The organism is Saccharophagus sp. K07 (genome assembly GCF_014336955.1).
GTDB lineage: Bacteria > Pseudomonadota > Gammaproteobacteria > Pseudomonadales > Cellvibrionaceae > UBA5868.
Genome location: NZ_QRAI01000003.1, coordinates 87,955 through 109,842, shown reverse-complemented (window position 1 = coordinate 109,842; position 21,888 = coordinate 87,955). Strand labels below are relative to the sequence as shown.

Below are 21,888 nucleotides of genomic sequence, written 5' to 3'. Positions count from 1 at the left end.
CGGCGACTTGAGGTCGCCGCTTCGGTTTATGTGGGATCGATCAGGTTGTCTGCAATCATGCGGATCGCGGTGAGGCCGGGCACAAAAAAATACTCGCCGCCGCGCGTTGTAACGAACCGAGGAATCTCCGGACAAAAAAATGGTGGATTGTCCGGACTGCCGCCTTCGATCATAAACATATCTTTGCCGTCGTGATTGCCAAGCAATGGGTCCTTTTGGTTGGATAATTTGAAATCGTTACCGTAGTTGATCCACTGCTGTTGCACGAATTCAAACTGTCGCTCGATGCTGGTGCCTATGGCCATAAAAATAACGCCGTGTTCGCCATCGTCGGAGAGCGGATTGGTCACTTCTCCGTAGGGCAAGCCGCGCCGCAGAATGCGCCGGCGATTATCCAACGCACCTGGCGTAGCAAACGCGTCTTTTATGCCAAATTCCAGGCAGCCGCGCGGATTTGCGCGGCGGATATGGGCGCCCATAGGGCATCGGCTTCCTGCGAGATCATTACCGAAATTAAAGCCGGTCCTTTTAAGGCGCAGTTCCTCATAGCGCTTCTTCCCTTTGGCAGAAGTAGCTGCTAATTCGCGGGCCTTTTCGTATTCCTGCGCAAATGCATTGGCCTCCTCCCGCGTCGGAAATAACACTAGAGGTGCCCCGTTGCGCCAGCGCCCAGCCATTTTGGCGGCCACTGCCTCTGGGCCTCCTGGAAAATCCTTGCCGACATTATTTATGTAGTCGTGAAATGTTTTGACCTTTTCGTGAAGTTTGCGATACACCATAAATGTGCCGTTGAAGGATAAAAGTGTCGGCACAGGTGCTATGGGTAATTCTTTTGTTTCGTCCGGATAACCCAAAATAAATTCGCCGGTTTCCAGCGGCTCCCATCCTTGCAACGTCGCTGGGTCGCCGCGAGTGGGTTTGCCGCCTCCCACGACATTGAGAGGGTTGCCGCCACTGCCCTTGAAATAAGGGTCTGATATGCCATCCTGATAACCGAAATGTTCTGTGGGTGTGGGCTTGCCATCGACAAAAATTGCGCTGGCTTCCTGATAAGGTAAATCGTCTCTCTGGCCGTCTCTGTGTCCGCGGAGCTGGGTCACTAATCCGGAGCTTTTTTTCAGTAGATCTTGTATTTTCTTATAGCGCTCTTCCAGAGCTTCCAGCGACTTGGCGTTGATCGACATAAACATATGAATATATTTGTCGTGATGCCATATGGGATCCCACTCTGTCGGCGAACTCTCGCCATCGTCTCCTAATATGTCAGCTCTGGCTTTCATTCCCATGCTGAATTCTTCAGGAAAACTATGCAGCGTTTTGGTAGGCAAACCGAGATGTTTAAGCCCCTGGTAAGTAAAAGCAATATTGGTTGTGGCTGATGGTGGTTGGTCTTTGCACCAAGGGCGGCCGGTTGTAATAAGGGGCAGAAGGTCTCTGATAAAATTTCGCCCTGCTTCTACATCGTGAAACTGGAAAAAAATATAGCGCGCTTTCGGATAACCAAATCGGCCGTAGGCTTTTACGATATTGCCTTGAATATCATTGAGATCAATATGTTGGTCGGGCATAAAAATTTCCTTTTTCTATGATCAAAGCGTGTTTTGTCCCGGCTTCCAGGTGGGGCCGGTAAGATCTGCTGGACGTGTGCGCTCAACGAACTCCTGGAAAGCTTCAAATAAAGCTTCTGCCGAAAGTCCTTGTTTTTCACACGCAAATTGTGAAAATTCCTGTTTCAAATAAAGCGCTTTCAACTGCTCATCCAGTGGCAGACCTGTTGAGCCATTAAAATAGATGGTGGTGTTGAGTTCGCATTTCTTAATGTAATCAATAAACGATTCTGCGTCGTGGACTTGCTCGAAGGCGACACAATGCCTCCAGATTTTTTGGGCTTCCTGTTGTGCGTTTTGCCAAAATTCGCGCAAATAGGTATTCAGATCACCATGAAAATTACAGCAGAATACCAAATACTTGGATTTCAAGTGATCTACTTTTCCTGGCGAGCCTTCGAAAAAAACATCATTAAGGACAAAGAAACGACAGAGAAAAGTATTGGGAACCTTGGCCATAGGACTTTTTTCATGGATGTCTAGGCTTTGCAAATACTTTCGCGTTAACGAGGCAAAAGTCTGACTTCCATCATCACCATTTTTTATTGGGCTTAACACGGTCAATGGGGTGGGTTCAGAAATTAGGTTTGCCATGCTCGTCCCTCAATGTCTTTTCATATGATTCGATAAGGCGCACGCGCTCAACCTTGGCCTGATCGGCAAGGTTGATGACAGGCGCTGAGTGCATTTTTGCAATATGTTGCTGGTTGTAGAAAAGGAATGCTTTGTAGGCTTTTTGAAACTCTTCTGGCGACATATTTTCGCTTTGTTTGATGAATTCTAATAAAGCCGCTCGCAAAGCAATGGCGGCTTTCACGTCATTGGAAGAGGCCAGTGGATAAGCATTGTAATAATGATCTGTCCAGATCTGGTTGTGGAGGATATAGCGATGAAAAGGTTGCAGAGGAACCGATTTGGGATACTTGAAATTGTGTTTCCAAATGCGATCCAGCCCTTTTGGTATTGCCATATGAAAAGAGTCGACATATTGCGACCAGCTGCCGTTGAAATTGGAGAAAAACAGCATATAGGCGTAGTGCAAATCTTCCTTGGGCTGATTGCTGGAGAGGCGGGGAAATTGACTGGGCCGAATGATAACCCAGCGGGCATAATGAATCAGGGAAAGTGTTTGTAACCCGAATGACTTTTTCTTTCTGATATTTTTAGAATACCAAAATTTCAATAAATTAACCCAAGCCCATATTTTGGGAATGGGTGTGATAACAGTCATGGCGTATGACTTGCCAGCGATATTGGACATACCTGTACCTCATTTTTTCGTAATGGCTTCGTCTTATTGCATTTTTAACTGGGAATGCTGTGGTCGGTTGGTTCAAACAGGGGAGTGTGATTCTTTCGGTGGCGAAAGTCCGATAACGCGAAATAAATGACTCTGCGGGCGCGGTTGATGCCGCCGATCGGTTTATGCGCGGGCAAACAGTGCCACGGATTAAAAGACATATTAATGCCATAGGTATTTTGTTCTGGTGTGTCGAATGATTGTTGCGGGATCAAAAGAGTGGCGGCTTTAATGAACGGAGAGAGATCTTCCGGCCATAATTTGCCTGGATCTTCTACGGGCATTTTTTGCGGATCTTTTTGCAGTTGGACGCAAAAGTCGAAGGCGTAATCTTGCTCCGCCAGTTGTTTCTTCATGTTTTCCCGCAAATAATTCTCGCCGGGATTTTCTGGAATTTTGGTCAGAATTCCTGCGTGAGGTATAAGCGAATATTTGACAACCTGATCGGGGCCCAGCAGATAGGGCGTAGTGCTCCAGTAGCGAGTCTGCAGGGGGCTGAAATAGTTTTTTTTGGATTTTAAAAGATTGAGAAAAGAACGGAGATGACGCATGAGATGCCAAATTAACGCCAGTTTACCCGATACCAAAGCCTTTATAAGATTAAAAAATTCTTCCACGTCGTGGGTAACGAAGACCGGTGTGGATATGGTTACAAAATCCTGGCTTGTTTTATTGTTGTCGCCAATATCCAGTTTTTCTCCCGGAACATTCATAAGTTTAATGGCTGCCCCGCGAATATCTTTTTTATTGTCCGCTTGAACAGGTGCGTTTTGATTGGAAAATCGAACCCAGGCATCGTATTTTTTGCCCGGAATAAACACGCCGTGACATAAATTTTTTGGCAGGTTTTCTTCAACGGTAAAGTACGCTTTTACCAAACCGTGCTGTTTGGGATGAGCGTCCCGCTGCATAAGATCGGGCGTTTCTCTCTCCATTTTTGCCCGCAGGATTTCAATTAATTTGTCGTAAAAGATTTCTTCATTGGCTGGTTTGTTCTCGTGCGTCATAGCGGTTCCCTGTGGTCAGATCCGTCGATATGCTGGTTAAAGCAATAGTCGGATGCGCGCAGTGCGCGCGGACATAGATTTTTATTGTTGTAACTGATGGCTACTGCCTGGCGGAGGGCCAGGACTATTGATCTGCCGTGACGCCGGATTTTGGAAGCGTCCCAATGCTTACTTTCGAGGGCTTCTATTATGTGTGCCGGATACTTCCATCACCGCTGAAAAGACGGATGTCAGCGCGGCGTCTTTGAACTGGCCATAAAACGGGCCGACTTGAAGTTCCGGAGAAAGATGAACTCTCGCCGCCAGGACGGTCGACGAGAGCTTCTTGTATGAAGTTTAGCTGTAGTTTTAGAAAAGGGGTATTTTTTTGGGCTTTTTACCAACCGATAAGAATGAGTATCCAGCCCAGCACAGCCAGCAATAAAATGCTTTGTGTTTTTGACCAATTAAAACATGCGTACAAATAGGCAAGTGGCGGCAAGAAAATGGCGCAGAGGCCCCAGCCAAAATCCTCTTCAAAGGATACAAACATCAAGTAAAACCAGCTGAAAGCCAGCAATATGACGCCGAAGGTGATTAGCGTTGCTGAGACAGGTTCCATGGCAATTCCTCATTATTAAACTTGATTAAAGGTTAGTCCTTTTATTACTGCTCCAGATTCGTCACGATTCCAGCAGGAAAGTCACCGGGCCATCGTTAACAAGGTGCACTTGCATATCCGCGGCAAAAACGCCGGTTTCCACAATGGGATAGCGCTCCCGCAGGTTTCGAACAAATGTATCAAATAAAGGTAGCGCGAGATCCGGCGGTGCGGCGGAAGAAAAACTCGGACGCAGCCCCTTTCCGGTATCGGCAGCCAAAGTAAATTGCGAAACCACCAGCAAGCCGCCTGCTATATCCCGCACGTTCAAATTCATTTTATCCGCAGAATCCGCAAATACCCGGTACGCCAATACTTTTTCCGCCATGCGCTCAACTGCCTGCGCTGTGTCATGTTTTTCGATACCAACCAATAGTAGCAAGCCGCGCTCAATGCGACCGACTGTTTCAGCTGCAATTTCAACATGCGCTTGTTTTACGCGCTGTATGAGGACTTTCATAAGTGTTTAATGAATTTATATGAACGTTTTAACGAATACTTTCACGTCAGCTCATCAATAAAGCAATCAAACCGACGGCTGCCAACAACACACCTTCCAGCGGCAGTGCATGTGCCGAAGGCCATAGCCAATAGGCCGAGGCCGCAAAGGCGATCGCTGCAATCAGACGGCGACGCTTGCGTTGTTGCTGCTGCAGACTGTAATTCCGAATTTCTATGCTCGCCCGTCGCAATTCGGGAGCGGTCTCGCCCAGTTCGTTGATTTTATGCAGGGTATCGAATACCAGATGCGGCACTTCCGGGAATTTTTCCATCCATTCCGGCGCCTGGCGGCGCAGTTCGTGAAATAGGGTTTTCGGATGGAAGCGGCGTTTCAGCCAGCGTTCGAGGAAAGGATGGGCGGTCTCCCATAAGTCGAGTTCGGGATACAGCTGGCGGCCGAGACCTTCGATATTCACCAGGGTTTTTTGCAGCAGCACCAGTTGCGGCTGCACCGGCATATCAAACCGGCGTGCGGTTTGGAACAGGGTGATCAGGGCATCGCCAAAGGAAATATCTTTTATAGGCTTGGCGAAAATCGGCTCACAAACGGTGCGGATGGCGGCCTCGAAGGCGCCGATGGGGGTGTCTTTTGGCACCCAGCCCGATAGAACATGCAGCTCTGCCACCTGGCGATAGTCGCGGCGGAACATCGCCAGCAGGTTGCGGGCGAGATAGAACTGGTCCTCGCGCGACAGGGAACCAATGATGGCCATATCCAGGGCGATATAACTCGGGTTGTCCGGATCTTCCAGAGAGACATAGACGTTGCCCGGGTGCATATCGGCGTGGAAGAAATTGTGCTCGAACACCTGGGTAAAAAAGATTTCCACCCCGCGTTCGGCCAAGCGTTTGATATCCACGCCGTGCTTATGCAGGGTTTCCAAATCGGTCACTTGCGCACCGTAAATGCGCTCCATTACCAGCACCCGGCGGCGGCAGTATTCCCAATAAATGCGTGGCACATACAGCAGGGGAGAAGTCTCGAAATTGCGCCGCAATTGCGCCGCATTGGCGGCTTCGCGCATCAGATCGAGCTCGTCGAAGATGGTCTGGCGGTATTCGTCCACCACCTGTACCGGGCGCAGACGCTGGCCATCCAGGCTGTAGCGTTCGATCAATTTGGCGAGCCAGGCCATAAGCGCGACGTCTTGCTCGATAACATTTTCGATTCCCGGGCGCACCGCCTTAACGACGACCTCGGTACCGTCTTTGAGACAGGCCGCATGCACCTGGGCAATGGAGGCCGATGCCAAAGGTTCCAGATCGAAGCGGGCAAACGCCACATCCACCGGCTGGCCGAGCGCCTGTTCGACCATTGCCTGGAATTGGCTACCGGGAAATGGTTGCACCCGATCCTGCAGTTTATTGAGTTCTTCCACTATATCCGGTGGCAGCAGATCGGGCCGGGTGGACAGCAGTTGGCCGAATTTAATAAAGATCGGCCCCAGGTCCTCCAGGGCCATACGCAGGCGTTGGCCGCGGCTGAGTTCGGTTTTCTCAGTGCGGCGAAAAGGGCGCATCAACCAGGAGAGGGCGCGGGGGCGCGCGTGAATTGGTAATAGCTCATCAATGCGATAGCGACCGAAGGTCGCGAGTATGGTGAGCAGGCGGCGAAAATGAGTCACGGATGAGGAGGCTTCTGCAAATCGAGTTGTTGGCGAAGTTTGCGAATGCGAGCGTCGAGCCGGTCAGTGGCTGCGCGCACTTCATCCACATCGGCGGCAAAGGCGCGAACTTCGTAGGGAGATGGCAATAGGCGAATTTCTTCCGTGAGATAGTCGCGCATCCAATCAGGCGTGATGGCTGCGTGACGGCGAACTTGCTCCGCGCTGGAGCGGATAAAGCGGAAAATAGGATAACTCAGCAGTTCAGCGGCAGAGGGTGTGGTGACCCGGCTCATGGCCTCGACCAGAATCTGCTCCCAGTCCACTTCCTGCTTGGCCAGGGTTTCCTGTAAGGCGCGCAGTAAACCTATATCGCCGCTGACCTCCACGCCGGAACCGGCCAAAGTGTGTTGGTCGCGCCACAGCAAGCTGGCGATCGCTGGCCCGGTGCCACTGAGCGTGCAGTCGGGTTTATCTTCCAGATAGCTCAGCACTCGGACGCTGTTGCGTTCGAAGCCTATGTAAAAGCTCAGATCGGGTTTGTGCAGATCGAGATGCAAATGCTTTCCCGCCAATTTTCCTAAAGCGCTCAGGCTGCCCGGGTCGTAGGCCAGGGCGCGGTTGACGGCGAACTCCAGGGCGCGCGCCAGGGCGGAGTGGAAAGCGGGATCCATCAGGCTTTGATTCCTTTATGCAGGGCCACTATGCCGCCGGTCATATTGTGGTATTGGCACTGAACGAAACCGGCATCTTCCATCATGTGTTTGAGCGTGTCCTGGTCCGGGTGCATGCGAATACTTTCGGCCAGATAGCGGTAACTGTCGGCGTCGCCCGCCACCAGGCGTCCCATAACCGGCAGAACGCGGAAGGAATAGAGGTCGTAGGCTTTTTCCAGCACGCTGGAGCGCGGTTTGGAAAATTCCAACACCAGCAACCGGCCGCCCGGCTTCAGCACGCGCAGCATTGAGCGTAGAGCGAGGTCTTTGTCGGTCACGTTGCGCAGACCAAAGGCGATGGTGATGCAATCGAAGGTATTGTCCGGAAATGGCAGGTATTGGGCGTCCGCCTGAACAAACTCCAGATTTTGACTGAGTCCCCTGTCCAGCAGCTTATCGCGGCCTACGCGCAGCATGGCATTGTTGATATCTGCCAGCACGACTGTCCCCTGCGGACCTACCAAACGGGAGAACTTGGCCGCCAGGTCTCCAGTGCCACCGGCGATATCCAAGACGGCGTGACCGGGGCGTACGGCGGCCATTTCGATGGTGAACAATTTCCACAGCCGGTGGATGCCGCCGGACATAAGGTCATTCATCAGGTCGTATTTGCCGGCCACAGAATGGAAAACTTCGGCCACTTTGTGGGCTTTTTCGCTCGCTTTAACCTTTTGAAAGCCGAAATGTGTGTACTCGTCTTGGTCCATAGGGCCCCCTGTTGGCAAGTTGGCTATTGTACGGAGAAACATCAATGGGGCGAAACAACCAGTGATAGGAATACTGGACAACCCCAGCTTGCACTAAAATCGCCAAACATTCATTTGAGAGAAAGATAAGAATGCGAGGCAGAAGCTGGATTGGGTTATGGGTGATGGTCCTGATTTGCGGGGAATCCGCGGCTCAGGATCGCAGCAATTGCGCAGAACAGGCGCGCACACCGCTGGAACAAACCTACTGCAAAGTGCGTGCGGCCAATCCAGCGGCTGCTTTACCGAGTTTGCAGGAGTTTCGCCGCAATCCGGAAAAAACCCAGCGTTTGCTGTTGCGTCGACCGGCGGAGCAGGCGGGCATAACACTGCCGCCCGAGACCCAGGCAAAAGCTAAACCGCCTGCCAGTCCCCCACCCGCGCCACAAGCATCAAACAATGCATTTGTACGTTCAGCTGCGGTGGCTAAAGAATCATCCCGTGAAAAGTTGGCTGAAGGCTCCTTGTCCGAGTGCGAGTTGCGCGAAACCATTATTCGCTGCGGCGGTGAACGCTATCAATTGCAAGGTAATCAGCCCAACAGTCGCCTGTCCCGGGGTGCGCTCGATCCTGACAATCCTGTGATGTTTGCTGAGTACCAAGGTGCTCCTGGCGATGCAGCCGAATTGCACTCCTATGCGGCTGAAACCTATCGTCATTACATAGATTCGATGCTCAATATTGGTTTGGGCGCATCGACTATGTCATTTACCAAGTTTTATCACACGCTAATGGACGCACAGGCCAAAGGCACGAAATTCGGCAAACGCATGAGTGAGATGTTTGTATTTCTCAAAAAAGATAAGGCGGCGTTAGGTGTGCAATCGCATTACAACAATGCACTACCAGAGGGCATTCATCAGTGCATGAGATTGAGTGACCAATTGATTGTGTGCGACGACGTTCAGCAGAACTGGGTATATATGAGAAGCGGTGCATGAGCGAAGCGCCGGAAAATATTCAACTGACTCACGCAGATCACGTAGCCAGTGGCAAAACATTTCCGCTGTATTTACTTGCCGACAGTGTGGAAGATCCGGCTAATATTGGCAGCATGTTTCGCTTGGCGGATGCATTGGGTGTCCGACATTTATATCTCGCGGGCGCATCGCCAACACCTCCCAATGCAAAGTTGCGACGCACGGCCAGGGCGACGGAACAATATGTCGAGTGGAGTCATGTCGCGGATCCATTGCTACTAGTCACAGAATTTAAACGCCGCGGCGTTATAACGCTTGCGTTGGAGCTTACGCGCGCTAGTATCGACATTCGCCAAGCGCAGCTTTCTGCTTTTTCTGAAGTGCTTTTGATTGTCGGCAGTGAGAATAAAGGCGTGAGTCAACCTTTGCTGGATGAGGTTGCGCAGACGGTGCACATTCCCATGCTCGGTCGCAATTCGTCGATGAATGTGGTAACCGCGTGTGCAATTGCTATTTTTGAATTGACGAAAAATTTATCCGCGAACTGAGCCCTCAGGCCGCTACAATTCATTTTTCGATTCTTCTCATCGCCACTCCATCATATCGGGACATACATTGAGCGCGAGTACCATCAATAATCTCCTTCTCCTGGGCGCTATGCTGGTTGCTGCCAGCATCCTCGTCAGTTCTTTCTCCAACCGCATCGGCGTACCGGTTCTGGTCATTTTCCTCGGTGTGGGGATGTTGGCTGGGGTGGATGGTATCGGCGGCATAGTCTTCGATAACTATCACGCGGCCTATCTGGTCAGTAACCTCGCGCTGGCGGTCATCCTCCTGGATGGTGGGATGAGAACCCGGGCCTCGACCTTCCGCGTGGCGCTGTGGCCGGCGCTATCGCTCGCTACATTTGGTGTAGTGGTAACGGCGGGTTTAACCGGGTTGGCCGCCGCTTGGTTATTCGATTTGGAATTGCTGGAAGGTTTGTTGATCGGGGCGATTGTCGGCTCGACGGACGCCGCAGTGGTTTTCAATTTGTTGAATGGCAAAGGGCTTAATGAACGGGTCGGATCAACGCTCGAAATAGAATCGGGTAGTAACGACCCCATGGCGATGTTCTTGACGGTCACCCTGATTGCCATGATTGCGGCAGGTGAAACCAGCTTTTCTTTCAAAATTCTGCTCAGCCTCGTGCAGCAGTTTGGCCTGGGAATTTTGCTGGGGCTGGCTGGCGGATGGCTGCTGCTGAGGATGATCAATCGCCTCGATATTGCCGACGGCCTTTATCCGCTGCTCGCGGTCAGCGGCGGCATCATGCTGTACGCCATCTCCGGAGCTATAGGTGGCAGCGGCATTATGACGGTTTATGTATGCGGCCTTTGGTTGGGTAACCGACCTATCCGCAACCGTTCCGGTATTCTCCACATGTTCGACGGCTTGGCATGGTTGAGTCAGATCGGCATGTTCCTGGTGCTCGGCTTGTTGCTCACGCCGAGCAATTTGCTGCCCATCGCGGTGCCTGCACTTTTGTTGTCTGTGTGGATGATTCTGTTTGCACGGCCTTTGTCGATCTTTCTCGGCTTGCTGCCGTTCAAAGGATTCAACCTGCGCGAGCGCGTGTTTATTTCCTGGGTAGGATTGCGCGGCGCGGTACCCGTTATTCTCGCGGTGTTTCCACTAATGGCGGGTCTGGAAAACGCGCAGCTGTTCTTCAATGTCGCTTTCTTTATTGTGCTGGTTTCGCTGCTGGTGCAGGGGACGACCCTCACCTGGGCCGCCAAAAAGGCAGATGTGGTGGTTCCATCCGTGCCTATGCCGATTTCGCGTGCAGGTCTCGGCGTCCACACGACCAGCCAGTGGGAATTGTTCATTTATCGTTTGGGCGAAGAAAAATGGTGTATCGGCGCTCCTCTGCGCGAACTTCATATGCCCGAAGGCACCCGTATCGCCGCCTTATTCCGCAACCACCAACTGCTGCACCCGACGGGAAGTACCCGACTGTTGGCAGGGGATATTCTCTGTGTAATAGGTCATGAGTACGATCTGCCCGCGCTCAGCAAGCTGTTTAGTGTTGCACCTAAGCGCACGCACGATCTGCGTTTCTTCGGCGACTTCATTTTGCGTGGCGACGCACTGATGGGCGAGGTTGCGCCGCTGTATTCGCTGGACCTGCAATCGGTCGATGCCAATCTGAGCTTGGGCGAGTTTATCTCCCAACGTTTTGGTGGCCGACCAGTATTGGGTGACCACATCGAATGGAACGGTATGATCTGGACCGTGGCGGAATTGGAAAACAACCAAGTGGTTAAGGTCGGCGTGAAGCCCGCAGTGTCCAAATTGCCCAAGTCCGCCTGACACTCCTGTCGATGGTGGCGGCGGAAAACCGCGGCCATCGTCCTTCAATTTCTGTAAGTTTGCGTTCGTAGCGCGGGAAGATTTACAAAAAATTTCCGCGATGTGCGCGTGAACACGCCAAATTTCGCATCCTGTGCCATGGCCAGTATCTTGCAGTTCCGCCTGCTGCTTTTAATGAAATGGCAGGGGAAAGAGATGGAAGAAACATCCGGCACTTTAACCGCACTGGGCAATATTTCCGCGCGCCTTGGAATCGAAAATCTCCCAGGCGTCGCCGTGGTGATAGCGGCGGTTATTCTCGCTGTTGTGGCGCACTGGCTGTTATTCAAAGTGTTGCGGCGTCTGTCTCATGGGCCGGAAAAATTGCAGTGGTTCAGATTGGTCGATCGGGTGCGCAATCTGGTGCGCCTCGGCATGATGATTATTGCGGTTGAGCTGACACTTCCCCTGGTGCAAATGCCTGAGCACGCAGAGGCGTTTATTTCCCAGGTGACAACACTCTGTATTGTTGCTGTGGTTGGGCGAGTCGCCATTCTCGCCGTGACCGTATTAACTGACTTTTCTATATCGCGTCATCGCATAGACGTAGAAAACAATCTCGAAGCCCGCAAAATTCGTACGCGCTTGCGCGTCTTGCGCCAGGCGATGGTAATGATCATTTTCCTCGTCACTATCGCCGCTATGCTGATGACATTTCCCGGTGCGCGCAGTATCGGCGTATCGATTTTTGCCTCTGCCGGCGTGGCGGGCATTGTGGTGGGTTTCGCTGCAAGACCAGTATTGAGCAACTTATTGGCGGGATTGCAGATCGCCCTTACGCAACCTATCCGTATCGAAGATGCGGTGGTTATCGAAGGAGAGTGGGGGTGGATCGAGGAAATTACCTCGACTTACGTGGTAGTGAAATTGTGGGATTGGCGCCGACTGATCGTTCCATTAAGTCATTTTATTGAGAAACCCTTCCAAAACTGGACGCGCGAAACGGCATCCATCATAGGGGTAGTGACCTGGCATACGGATTACACAGTGCCGATCACCCAGATGCGGCAAAAACTGAAAGAATTTCTCAGTCAGTCCAAGCTGTGGGATGGTAATGTTCAGGTGCTGCAGGTGATCGATTCCGGCAAACATACCATCGAACTGCGCGCGCTGATGAGCGCCAAGAACAGTCCGACCGCCTGGGATCTGCGGTGTGAAATTCGGGAAAAAATGATCCTGTGGTTGCAGAAGGAACATCCCGGAGCGCTGCCGCGTAATCGCGCGCAAGTACAAATGGACGAACGCCAGCCGGTGGAACCGTTTGGGCCGGAGCAGCCCGATGAAAAAACCGGCGCTATGGCCAGTCAGATTGATGCTCCTGAGGAGATGGGATCGAAGCCGCATCCGTAAATGCTGAGAAGCGCTTCGGTCGACAGAATCGCCTCTCGGTCGGATATACGCAAAAATGATTTCTAGCCGCGCTTGAGGCGGTGTATGATGCGTCGACGCCCAATGCGATTTTCAATAATGCTAACATTGGCGCTTGGCATTTCTGCAGTCAGCGATAAGCACCCATGAAGTACTTCCTCTTATTAAGTTTTTTGTTGGCGTTACTGCCGGGCTCTGCTGGCCGGGAGTATCACGCGGCCAAAACAAAAAGCTTTATTGCTGCAGGTGATCTGATTCCCAGTCTTCCTGCTTCTGAGCACGCGAAAAAAGCGGATACAGAAAGCGAAGATCTTCATCCGATAAATTCAATAAATCCCGACGAGCCAGGTCTTGGCGAGGTTATTTTCCTCGAAATCGCTTCGAATATTGATCGCATCTCGATTTCCTTTTATTCAATTCGCGCTCCTCCCATCGCTTAATTTCTCCGTGATTTGTTTATTCCGTGTTTGACTCTATTGAGTCGGCATGGGTATTTCTTTCCGAGCAGTGAATTCCGGGCAGCTGCACAGGCGTGTCTGTATTGCCTTGGTTTTCACCGCGTCATACGGAGATATAACAATGAAAAGATTCAATCTTTATCAAGTTGAATCATTTGATGAGTTGGCGCGACCGGAGGTGGTCAGTGATATCACGCTCGATTCTCCTGCGCTGTCGGTGTTGACCGATTTTATGTATCACGAGCCAATGGTCGCAGATGTAGACGAACCTGCTTGTGACATAGAACAAAAAATGTTGCGAAATCACGTGCGCATGAAGCTTGTGGTGGATAAGCAGAATCAATTTCTAGGGCTGATCAGTTTGGATGACCTGAACGCGCAAGAAATTCTGAAAAGAGTCGCGCAAGGTTATCTGCGGGAAGATCTGTCGGCAGCGGATTTTATGAGGCCGAAAGAATCTTTGCGGGCGTTGGATTATCACGAATTGCGCTACGCCACTGTCGGCGACCTGGTCCAGATTCTCAAAGACAACCCACACCAACATTATTTGGTGGTTGACCGAACGCTACACAAAATTCGCGGCGTTATTTCCGCGAGTGATTTGGCAAGAAAGCTGCGCCTCGATATCAACGTCAATAAACACTCCTCTTTTATTGACGTTTATTCAGCTCTCTATCCCAAATCGATGCACTGAACCCGCTTATGCGGCCGGAGGTTGGCCGCCTTTTTTTGGCGGACATGGAAGTCCGCTTCTTTTATTTCCTCGCCTTGTCATCTTGACGATGTATTAAAACAATTTGGCGTGAACCTCTAATTGAAGTTTGAGGTAATGGCTTTTGCGATAGTCCGAACTGTCACTTGCCAAGCCAAAGGCGAAATGTGGGTGTTTGATTTGCAGCCCCCAGATACTGTCATCAGGGTTCCATAGAACACTGCCTGTCCATTTCGGTGTGATATGCCAATTGCCTGCCCAGGCAGTCCAGCGTTTATTGTCGAGCTTTTCGTGATTCAACCCTGCGCTGAATTGCGGATTGAGTCGGTAGCGGTAATGTAATTGTGTGTGGACGGGGAGCCGCTGGTGAATCTGGGCGCGAAAGTGGCTGTAGCGGATGGCGGCTTCATCGTCGGACAGCAAGCTATTGAGATTGCCTTCAATGCGGCTGCCCGGTGCGGTATTCCAATAAAGATCTGAATAAGCCTCGCCGATCAAGGCGGCGAAACTGTGCTCGCGCCAGGAGTATTGAATATTCAGATCCAAGGTGATTCCGGTTCCCTCCGGCGGGTCAACGGGTCGTTCAAAAATACGGTCCTCGGGATAGGCGTAGTCGATAGTGATTTCGGTGCGATTGCTGGCCGTCTCAGCGGGATCAAAAAAGCCGAAGGCCTCTCCGTAATAAAGCTCTTCGAGGTCAAGGTAATTGAGTGTGGCATTGACACTCAGCCCTTTCCATTCAACCGTATAACCCAAATAAAAACCTTCCGCCTCCGCATTATTGGCGTTTAGGTAAATGTCGAAAGTTGTTTTGTCGTGCTTGATATTGTTGCGTTCACGATAATGCAACAGAGCAGTGTCATGGGAAAAATTCAGGTAGTAATACAATTGTTTGGTGTAGCCAAGATGAACCCGATTGATGGTGAAACCGGCTCGGGCAACTTGCTTGGAATAGAGTCGATTGCCGGGTTTTAGCTCCTCATCCGTTTCCCAATCATCAAAATTGGTTTTTATGGTTACAGGCTCGCTGAGGCTGATAGAGGAAATGTTGACCTCGGTTCCAAAGCTGGGCTTTGCGTTTGCATGATTGGCTACAGAGAGCGTGGACAAAAATAAGAAAAAGCCAATATTTGTTTTTCGCAAAATCATTACCTGCCTCTGTTTGATGGTGAATCTACAGTTTACTGTGAGCACAAACAAAAAAAGGCGGCCTAGGCCGCCTTTTTTATGATTTATGTCAAGGGATGGATTCACCAGTGTTATCGATGTACTCGATGGTGATGATTCCTTTAACCCGTTTAATAGTTCCATAAACTTTGTTGTTGTAAACCAGTTTACCTTCCAGTTCAGGGTTATCTTTGCTGCCAACATCCTCCACATCCGGGAAGGCCAGATCAAGCTTCACGCCGTGCTGATTTTCAATGACCAGCTTCGGTTTTTTAAGATCGACCGACTCGTCGCTGCCACCGTAGCCAGGCAAGTGATACCAGTACTGCGTATTGAAATTGAAGCGTTTGCCATCAACGATGATGTAAAAGGAGAAAGTTCCTTCATTGAGTTTGTCACGTGTTAACTTGCTGCCAAATGTCAAATGAGGAAGATCAAACGGTTTGAGCTCTGCTTCCAGAGATACCGCAATTTTCAGGAATTGGTCATCCGTTTCGGTTGGATCGTAAGGTGTAACGAGATAACCATAAATGTTGCCACCGGCAGCACTGAAACGACTGTTCGGATAAACACCCCAAGGGGATGATCCTACCAGCGTCGTGATATACAAACCTTCCTGCGGTACCACAACATCTCGGCCAATTCCGGAATTCGGAATTAAATCGCCAGCGACTTCCCTCAAAGTGGCTCTGGTTGATGTCGCGAGGTAAGACTGAATCGGATCCTCGTCGCCCTTGCGATAGAGCTCATAAAGATAAGTATTGGGGGTGCCGGTCGGCGTGATATGAATGCTCCAATTTTGCAAATTAAAGGTAAATAGGTTGGGCGCAACCGTGTAGTTACCCAAAATTTGCAGTGTGCCTTCATCATAGGGTTGTGGCGGTACGAAGTCGGCAGCATTTTGTATGACTGCAGACAGTTTCAGCTGAATGTCGTCTTCTTCAATTCCACTGCCGACAAGGAATTTATTAGAGAATTTGGCATTTAGTGTAATTTCTCCTGGTATGTAGCCAGTTGGAGAAAGCTGCCAGGGTTCGTCGAGCTTATAGGCGGTCGCTGTGAGATTGCCTGTCAGCAGGTTGTGTGACACTACGTCTACAGAGCTGTCACCCACAAGCAATGGGAATTGTATGTCGTCAATCCATACTGTGTCCTGATTATGACCCACGGAGTCGTCCTTAATGTATTCCCACACGATTGTGTGTTCGCCGGGAGCGAGGAAAACGTAAGCGTTTTCAAATTTCGGTTGATAGCCGCTGGCGGAGAGAACTCGCTGACCGTCGACATACACATTGAAGAAGTCGTAGCTTGCTTCGGATTCCACCGCATAGGCGAAGCTCAGGTAGCCACCCCAGGTGTTAAAAGTAGAGCTGATTTGCGTGCTGTCGTTATTGCCAATCGCCGGAGCGCGCAGAGAGGAAGTGCCACTGTTAGCTTTGCCTGAAACAATGCTCCAGTCGTTAGTGTCGAGCAAATTGGAATCGGGCGCGCTCTCAAAGTCAATGACGCCGCCCTGAGCCAAACCATATTTGGCTTCTATGGTGAATTTGACCGCTGCGGACAATTGAGAAATTACCGGTATTTGATCGTTTTCAATTTGGTCGATGATTTCTTCCGGTGTCGTTGAATTCGGGAACACTGCATTGATCGTACTGCCCTTGGCAATCACGAGTTGAATATCTTCGCGCGACAGACGGCCTGCAGCTATATCAATGGAATGACTGGTAGCCCATTCGTCAATCGGAGGCAATTGCAATTGAATATCGACGCCTACACCGTGGATGGATCCTTCGACATCCAGCGTGCCGTCAGAATGCAGTCGATAAACCAGATCGCCTATGACGAGTTCTTTTTCAACCGCTGCAATACTTATTAGACCGTCCGATTCGCAGTAGTAGCAGAAGCTGTAGGATGGTGAGACTGCTTGCCCAATTCCGGGCAATACATCATTTAATGCGGATGCAAGAATCTTGACGTCGTCCTCCCATAGTTTCCCAAGTGACTCAGTGCGGGCTTTAAAGTTGGCCAAGGCGGTCTCATTTTGCTGAGTTAAGTTGCGCAACCAACCGCGAAAATCTTTGACAAACTCTTTTACCTTCGCCAGTTCTCCAACCGGAGGTTTGGGTGGTAGAGGTGGTTTGATCGGCCCGCACGGATCGCCGGGTATACATTCGTAACGAGTGATTACCAGTAGTATTTCACTGATTAAATGTTGCAGGTCAGGTCGGCCTTTGGTTATTCGTTTAGCTTCGTGTTTGGCGTGATGCAGAAGCTCCAATAACAAACCGCGATTGACATCGCCATTATCATAAAAAAGCTCGGCATCGATCTTTTCGATGGCTTTAGGAATGGTCAGGTGTTTTTGGTGTGCATATCGCGCAACAGCGGCGTTGTACAGAGCATAACGTAAAGATTCAGGATCTACATCGCCGTCGATTGCTTTGGTAATGTCCAGTGCAATGGCCTGGGATAATTCGGTCGGAAAATTAAGCAACTCCGCCAGAATCGCTAACTCAGCATTGATTTCTTCGTTGCTGAATTTGCCTTTCTTTTTCACCCTTTGTGCTGCTAAATGCGAGACGGGCGTCACGCTGACTTTTAGCTGCGGAGAGCTTTGGTAGTCTTGAATGATAGTGGACAGCTTAAAATCGTCCGAGAGGACGATGTCTTCGCCGAATTCAAGCACACCGTTGTTATTGGTGTCTTCACCGTCGATTTCACCAACGATGCCACACACATCAGTGTCGCAAGTCATTCTCGAGGACCCGTTCGGCGAAGCGACTACTTCTATATACACTGCGTCTGCTGCTTTGGTTGGAATTTTAACTGAGAAAAGCCCTTGGTCGTCCGTTTTAGTGCTGGCCAATGGATTGGTGGCAAGTTTACCTTTGCTTATCGGGTAAATATGGACATCAGCATTTTTTACCGTTCCTTTTAAAACATTTCCTGCAACAGATGTCGAAGTAACGTCTGGATTATTTTGTTGAGGAGTGGACACCGCGTTACTGCTGGGGCGGGAATTATCACTGCTGGAACAGCCGGCTATCAGCAGAGAGGATGACGCACATAAAACAAATAAGGTTTTTCTTGGAATTTTTAGCAAGTTCATGGCAGTTCCTCGCGCAGAAGAAAAGAGCCGGTGGATTATATAGAGCGCTATATACGTGGACAACGAGGTATTTAGCGACATTTGCGGCATTATTTTTTGTACGATTGTTTGAAAAGGATTTTATAAGTCAACACGTTAAATAAAGTGTCATAAATATAAAAATTTCCTTTCTGGATGTTATCCAAAAACAAAACGCTATTAGGTTCTGTTTGATGGCACACGAATTTGGGAAATTATTTTTTTATTTTTCTTCGTTGAGATAAATATCCCTCCTATTTTGTGTGTGATTAAAGTCACAGAGGAGCGGCTGGTTTCCTCGGAAATAGATAAGAAAATGTCTGTGCTTAGAATAAGTTCAGTTCGACGTAAGCGCATCGCGGCAGAGTCCGTTTCCCCTTGTTTCCCTGATTCAACCTCTATTGCGCAGCTGGCGGAACCTGTAGGGGTGAACTAATCTGAGAGAATCTGCAACGCGAGCAAACAAGTTCGGGATTGCTGTTGTGTCAAAAATAATCAGAGACGATGCAAGACAGGCTCCTGGATCACCGAGGCTGGCAAGAGAGCAATAACGAGGTAAGTAGTGTTGCGACGGGATAAATAGGGTCGCAGTTGGCGTTGAGGGGTCAATCACATCGCTTCCGATAGTTTGAGGATCGACATGTTCACAAGGGGGTCGCGTGGCAAGGCGCGCTTAGCTAGATTGCTTCCTGGCTTAGTGTTGTTTGTATTCTGCTTTGCTTATGGTGCACCTAGCGAAGGTGAGCTGCGAGCCGCCGTAATTGTGGCGATCATGCGTTTTACCTCATGGGCAGAAACCATTCCGGATGACGGCCAACTCAATGTGTGTCTGGTCGGTCAGCCAATTTCTGAAGTGTCGCTGTTGGCGGCGGACCTCCAGCAAAAAGTGGCCTCGCGTGCACTACATGCGCGCCGTGTCGTCCGGCGCGATATAGAGTCGTGTCAGGTTCTGGTAATGGGAGGGGATCTGAATGAGCCAGAGTACGAGCAGTTGCTCGCAGCGGCAGACGCCAAATCGGTTTTAACGGTGTGCGACGGATGTCGCCGTGGGCTTGGCGAAGATGCCATTATTCAATTGAAGCTCCGCCAACAGCGGGTCAGCTTTGAAGTCAACTTGGCTAGGGCAAAGAGTAGCGGTGTGGCCCTGGATGCGCAGTTGCTAGAGCTGGCAGCTGTGGTAAGGAAATAAATATGCTCGCGGTTATTCATAAATCATTCCGCAAAAAGATTCTTCGGTCCATTCTGGTCAGCATGATCATTACGCTCGGGATAACGGGCCTTGGTTTGGTGCTGATCGAAATCTGGTTGAACAATAAAAAGCTCGAAGGGGACATGCAGGTGCTGGCCGATATCCTCGGCAATCGCTCGCGAGCCGCATTGGAATTTGCCGACACAAACGCTGCGCAGCTGAATTTGTCTGCTGCGAAATATCAGAAGTACGTCGATGCGGTGTGCCTTTACGACCAAAATGGCAACCTGTTCAGCGATTACCTCCGCAGAGAAGGCAGCTATAACTGTAGCGATAGCCTTGCTCAGCTTTCGCTGCGGCAAAGTATCTGGCAAACCGTCACTACGCGTGAAGTTCAGCACCTGGATCAGAGCATTGGCACCATCTCGGTGGTCGCTAACCGCAATTTCGTTTTTGAAGGTCTGCGTTTTTTTATTCCCTTGCTCCTCATATTGATTGGGGTTGTTCTCACCATTGTTACGCGGGTGCTGCGCCGGTTATTGCGCTCTGTAACCCAGCCCTTAGAGGAGCTGCATGAGACGGCGCAAGCCATAGTGGAAGACGCCTATTCCACGCGTCGTGCGACCAGGCGTAGTGATGATGAAATTGGAGCTCTGGTCGACGTGTTCAATCGCATGCTCGATAATCTCGCCCGCGAAAATTCCGCTTTGCAATCTTCGGAGAATCGCTTTCGCATTTTGACCTCCAGCGCGCCGATCGGAATATTTCAATTGGATATGGATGGTAAGCTGTTATATGCCAATGAGCGCTGGTACAAAATTACCGGAACCGAACCGGATGTAGCCGCGTGGGAGCAACACGAGCGGCGTATTTCTAACGAGGATCTCAGTGCATACCGAGCAAGTTGGGAGCGCTCACGTAAAGAAAATCACCCCGTGCTGGTGGAATATCGTTACCAAACAGAAAGCGGCGGCGAAAAATACTTAATGGAAAACGTCGCCCCCCTGACGGCCTCGTCGGGAATGGAGGGCATGATAGGAACCTTGGCGGATGTCACCGAATTAAAAATTGCGCAAAAAGAGCTGGAAAAGCTGGCGTTCTTCGACCCTTTAACAGCATTGCCAAATCGCAGATTTTTTGCCGATCTCCTCGGCTTTGGTTTGGCAAAAGCCAAACGCGCGTCCGCTAAAGCCGCGGTGCTGGTTCTGGATATGGATAATTTTAAGCGTGTAAATGATTTGCTCGGCCACGCTGGTGGCGATCAATTTTTGCAACACCAAGCTAATCGCATACGTTCCGCAGTGCGCGAAGAGGACGCTGTGGCGCGCATGGGCGGAGATGAATTCTCTATTCTGCTGTCTCCGGTCAGAGAAATTTCTGAAGTGACTGCTTTGGCAAAACGCGTGTTGGACGCTATCAATGTCCCTGTGACGGTTAATAACCACACGCTCGAAGTCACGGCTTCTATCGGTGTTGCACTTTATCCAGCGGATGGAGAAAAAGCGGAAGATCTTTTGCGCACTGCCGATATGGCTTTGTATGAAGCGAAAGGTTCGGGGCGCAACCGCGTCAATTTTTTCTCTTATAAGCTCGACGTTGAATTGCGGGAAAGTTTGCGAATTGAGCAAAAATTGCGGCAGGCAATTCGCAATCGTTCTTTGGAAGCTTATTTACAACCGCAGGTTTCAGCTGAAGGCAAGGTTGTCTGGGCGGAAGCGTTGGTGCGCTGGTTCGACCCAGAAGATGGTGCCATCAGCCCAGCCCGTTTTATTCCTCTCGCCGAAGAAACGGGTTTGATTCATGGTCTCGGCCAATTGATGTTGGAGCAAGTCTGTTTTCATTTGTCACAGCATCGCGGTTATTTGCAGAATGTGGGTATTTCCGGCATTGCGGTGAATTTATCTGGCAGACAATTTTATTCCCGCTCCCTGTTGCGCGATATCAAAAGAATCATGATGGATTCCGGCGTGGAGCCGTCACAGCTGGAATTTGAGCTGACGGAATCCCTGGTTATGGATGATGTGCAAATGGCGATCGATGTTATGCGCCGATTGCGGGATTTGGGCTGCCGAATTTCCATTGATGATTTTGGTACCGGGTACAGCTCGCTCGCCTATTTAAAACGATTCCCGATTAATTGTCTTAAAATCGACAGATCTTTCGTAGAAGATATTCCGCACGATCCGCACGGATCGGAAATTGCGACGGCCATTATTGCTATGGCACACAAGCTTCATCTTTCAGTGGTGGCAGAAGGCGTTGAGACTGAAGCGCAGAGAGATTTTTTGATCGCCCAAGGCTGTGAATCTCTGCAGGGCTATTTGTTCGGCAAACCGAAACACATCCAGGAATATGTTGATCAAGGGCGTGAGCTATTCTTTGCGGCGAACACCGGACAAATTCGCTCGGTGAACTTCGATAATCGTGAATAAATT

Annotated in this window: 19 protein-coding genes; 8 read left to right on the top strand and 11 right to left on the bottom strand. The window is 50.3% G+C overall.

Features of this window, described 5'->3' with window-relative positions:
- Positions 1-26: 26 nt before the first annotated feature.
- The 9 genes from DWB84_RS10195 to ubiE form a co-directional block, all read right to left on the bottom strand.
- On the bottom strand, positions 27-1,568 hold the full coding sequence (locus DWB84_RS10195; RefSeq protein WP_187409701.1) for a peroxidase: 1,542 nt from the start codon (positions 1,566-1,568) through the stop codon (positions 27-29).
- Between the two features lie 21 nt (positions 1,569-1,589).
- Entirely contained in the window at positions 1,590-2,201 is a 612-nt protein-coding gene (locus tag DWB84_RS10190; RefSeq protein WP_187409700.1) for a hypothetical protein, read from the bottom strand.
- Complete coding sequence (locus tag DWB84_RS10185; protein ID WP_187409699.1) at positions 2,182-2,868, bottom strand: hypothetical protein; 687 nt, start codon at positions 2,866-2,868, stop codon at positions 2,182-2,184. Before DWB84_RS10185 ends, DWB84_RS10190 begins: the two co-directional genes overlap by 20 nt.
- A 44-nt stretch (positions 2,869-2,912) precedes the next feature.
- The gene (locus DWB84_RS10180) at positions 2,913-3,914 is read right to left on the bottom strand and encodes a catalase family protein (protein WP_187409698.1); all 1,002 of its coding nucleotides are present in this window, start codon (positions 3,912-3,914) and stop codon (positions 2,913-2,915) included.
- A 376-nt stretch (positions 3,915-4,290) separates the two neighbouring features.
- Complete coding sequence (locus DWB84_RS10175; RefSeq protein ID WP_187409697.1) at positions 4,291-4,515, bottom strand: hypothetical protein; 225 nt, start codon at positions 4,513-4,515, stop codon at positions 4,291-4,293.
- A gap of 61 nt (positions 4,516-4,576) precedes the next feature.
- Complete coding sequence (gene dtd / locus DWB84_RS10170; protein WP_187409696.1) at positions 4,577-5,014, bottom strand: D-aminoacyl-tRNA deacylase; 438 nt, start codon at positions 5,012-5,014, stop codon at positions 4,577-4,579.
- Positions 5,015-5,060: 46 nt separating this feature from the next.
- Positions 5,061-6,680 carry a ubiquinone biosynthesis regulatory protein kinase UbiB gene (gene ubiB, locus DWB84_RS10165; RefSeq protein WP_187409695.1) on the bottom strand — a complete coding sequence of 540 codons (1,620 nt, stop codon included), beginning with the start codon at positions 6,678-6,680 and terminating at the stop codon, positions 5,061-5,063.
- Positions 6,677-7,333 (bottom strand): SCP2 domain-containing protein, encoded by a 657-nt coding sequence (locus DWB84_RS10160; protein ID WP_187409694.1) that lies wholly within the window; start codon positions 7,331-7,333, stop codon positions 6,677-6,679. The genes ubiB and DWB84_RS10160 overlap by 4 nt, the downstream gene beginning before the upstream one ends.
- On the bottom strand, positions 7,333-8,082 hold the full coding sequence (gene ubiE / locus DWB84_RS10155; RefSeq protein ID WP_187409693.1) for a bifunctional demethylmenaquinone methyltransferase/2-methoxy-6-polyprenyl-1,4-benzoquinol methylase UbiE: 750 nt from the start codon (positions 8,080-8,082) through the stop codon (positions 7,333-7,335). The genes DWB84_RS10160 and ubiE overlap by 1 nt, the downstream gene beginning before the upstream one ends.
- Before the next feature lie 131 nt (positions 8,083-8,213).
- Between ubiE and DWB84_RS10150 the strand changes: the two genes are divergently transcribed.
- From DWB84_RS10150 to DWB84_RS10125, 6 genes are all read left to right on the top strand, one after another.
- Positions 8,214-9,062, top strand: a complete 849-nt coding sequence (locus DWB84_RS10150) for a hypothetical protein (RefSeq protein WP_187409692.1) — start codon at positions 8,214-8,216, stop codon at positions 9,060-9,062.
- A complete protein-coding gene (locus tag DWB84_RS10145; RefSeq protein ID WP_187409691.1) occupies positions 9,059-9,589 on the top strand; it encodes a TrmH family RNA methyltransferase in 531 nt (176 codons plus the stop codon). The genes DWB84_RS10150 and DWB84_RS10145 overlap by 4 nt, the downstream gene beginning before the upstream one ends.
- Positions 9,590-9,656: 67 nt before the next feature.
- Positions 9,657-11,393 (top strand): potassium/proton antiporter, encoded by a 1,737-nt coding sequence (locus tag DWB84_RS10140; protein ID WP_187409690.1) that lies wholly within the window; start codon positions 9,657-9,659, stop codon positions 11,391-11,393.
- A gap of 138 nt (positions 11,394-11,531) precedes the next feature.
- Positions 11,532-12,782, top strand: a complete 1,251-nt coding sequence (locus tag DWB84_RS10135; RefSeq protein ID WP_187409689.1) for a mechanosensitive ion channel family protein — start codon at positions 11,532-11,534, stop codon at positions 12,780-12,782.
- 164 nt (positions 12,783-12,946) lie between these two features.
- A complete protein-coding gene (locus DWB84_RS10130) occupies positions 12,947-13,240 on the top strand; it encodes a hypothetical protein (protein WP_187409688.1) in 294 nt (97 codons plus the stop codon).
- A 139-nt stretch (positions 13,241-13,379) separates the two neighbouring features.
- On the top strand, positions 13,380-13,952 hold the full coding sequence (locus DWB84_RS10125; protein ID WP_187409687.1) for a CBS domain-containing protein: 573 nt from the start codon (positions 13,380-13,382) through the stop codon (positions 13,950-13,952).
- Positions 13,953-14,045: 93 nt separating this feature from the next.
- On the opposite strand, the gene DWB84_RS10120 is transcribed toward DWB84_RS10125, so the two are convergent.
- Both DWB84_RS10120 and DWB84_RS10115 read right to left on the bottom strand, forming a co-directional pair.
- Entirely contained in the window at positions 14,046-15,119 is a 1,074-nt protein-coding gene (locus tag DWB84_RS10120; protein ID WP_187409686.1) for a hypothetical protein, read from the bottom strand.
- 88 nt (positions 15,120-15,207) lie between these two features.
- On the bottom strand, positions 15,208-18,246 hold the full coding sequence (locus DWB84_RS10115) for a hypothetical protein (RefSeq protein WP_187409685.1): 3,039 nt from the start codon (positions 18,244-18,246) through the stop codon (positions 15,208-15,210).
- Between the two features lie 658 nt (positions 18,247-18,904).
- Here DWB84_RS10115 and DWB84_RS10110 point away from each other — a divergent pair.
- Positions 18,905-19,453 (top strand): YfiR family protein, encoded by a 549-nt coding sequence (locus DWB84_RS10110; protein ID WP_255428940.1) that lies wholly within the window; start codon positions 18,905-18,907, stop codon positions 19,451-19,453.
- A gap of 2 nt (positions 19,454-19,455) precedes the next feature.
- Positions 19,456-21,885 (top strand): EAL domain-containing protein, encoded by a 2,430-nt coding sequence (locus DWB84_RS10105; RefSeq protein WP_187409683.1) that lies wholly within the window; start codon positions 19,456-19,458, stop codon positions 21,883-21,885.
- The last annotated feature ends 3 nt before the right edge of the window (positions 21,886-21,888 follow it).

Bases quoted from the DNA above. Each gene is read 5' to 3' on its own strand.
- DWB84_RS10105 (WP_187409683.1), top strand. From the start codon at position 19,456: ATGCTCGCGGTTATTCATAAATCATTCCGCAAAAAGATTCTTCGGTCC.
- DWB84_RS10145 (WP_187409691.1), top strand. From the start codon at position 9,059: ATGAGCGAAGCGCCGGAAAATATTCAACTGACTCACGCAGATCACGTA.
- DWB84_RS10135 (WP_187409689.1), top strand. From the start codon at position 11,532: ATGGCCAGTATCTTGCAGTTCCGCCTGCTGCTTTTAATGAAATGGCAG.
- DWB84_RS10120 (WP_187409686.1), bottom strand. From the start codon at position 15,119: ATGATTTTGCGAAAAACAAATATTGGCTTTTTCTTATTTTTGTCCACG.
- DWB84_RS10115 (WP_187409685.1), bottom strand. From the start codon at position 18,246: ATGAACTTGCTAAAAATTCCAAGAAAAACCTTATTTGTTTTATGTGCG.
- DWB84_RS10195 (WP_187409701.1), bottom strand. From the start codon at position 1,568: ATGCCCGACCAACATATTGATCTCAATGATATTCAAGGCAATATCGTA.
- DWB84_RS10185 (WP_187409699.1), bottom strand. From the start codon at position 2,868: ATGTCCAATATCGCTGGCAAGTCATACGCCATGACTGTTATCACACCC.
- DWB84_RS10190 (WP_187409700.1), bottom strand. From the start codon at position 2,201: ATGGCAAACCTAATTTCTGAACCCACCCCATTGACCGTGTTAAGCCCA.
- DWB84_RS10125 (WP_187409687.1), top strand. From the start codon at position 13,380: ATGAAAAGATTCAATCTTTATCAAGTTGAATCATTTGATGAGTTGGCG.
- DWB84_RS10160 (WP_187409694.1), bottom strand. From the start codon at position 7,333: ATGGATCCCGCTTTCCACTCCGCCCTGGCGCGCGCCCTGGAGTTCGCC.
- DWB84_RS10180 (WP_187409698.1), bottom strand. From the start codon at position 3,914: ATGACGCACGAGAACAAACCAGCCAATGAAGAAATCTTTTACGACAAA.
- DWB84_RS10110 (WP_255428940.1), top strand. From the start codon at position 18,905: ATGTTCACAAGGGGGTCGCGTGGCAAGGCGCGCTTAGCTAGATTGCTT.
- ubiE (WP_187409693.1), bottom strand. From the start codon at position 8,082: ATGGACCAAGACGAGTACACACATTTCGGCTTTCAAAAGGTTAAAGCG.
- dtd (WP_187409696.1), bottom strand. From the start codon at position 5,014: ATGAAAGTCCTCATACAGCGCGTAAAACAAGCGCATGTTGAAATTGCA.
- DWB84_RS10130 (WP_187409688.1), top strand. From the start codon at position 12,947: ATGAAGTACTTCCTCTTATTAAGTTTTTTGTTGGCGTTACTGCCGGGC.
- DWB84_RS10175 (WP_187409697.1), bottom strand. From the start codon at position 4,515: ATGGAACCTGTCTCAGCAACGCTAATCACCTTCGGCGTCATATTGCTG.
- DWB84_RS10150 (WP_187409692.1), top strand. From the start codon at position 8,214: ATGCGAGGCAGAAGCTGGATTGGGTTATGGGTGATGGTCCTGATTTGC.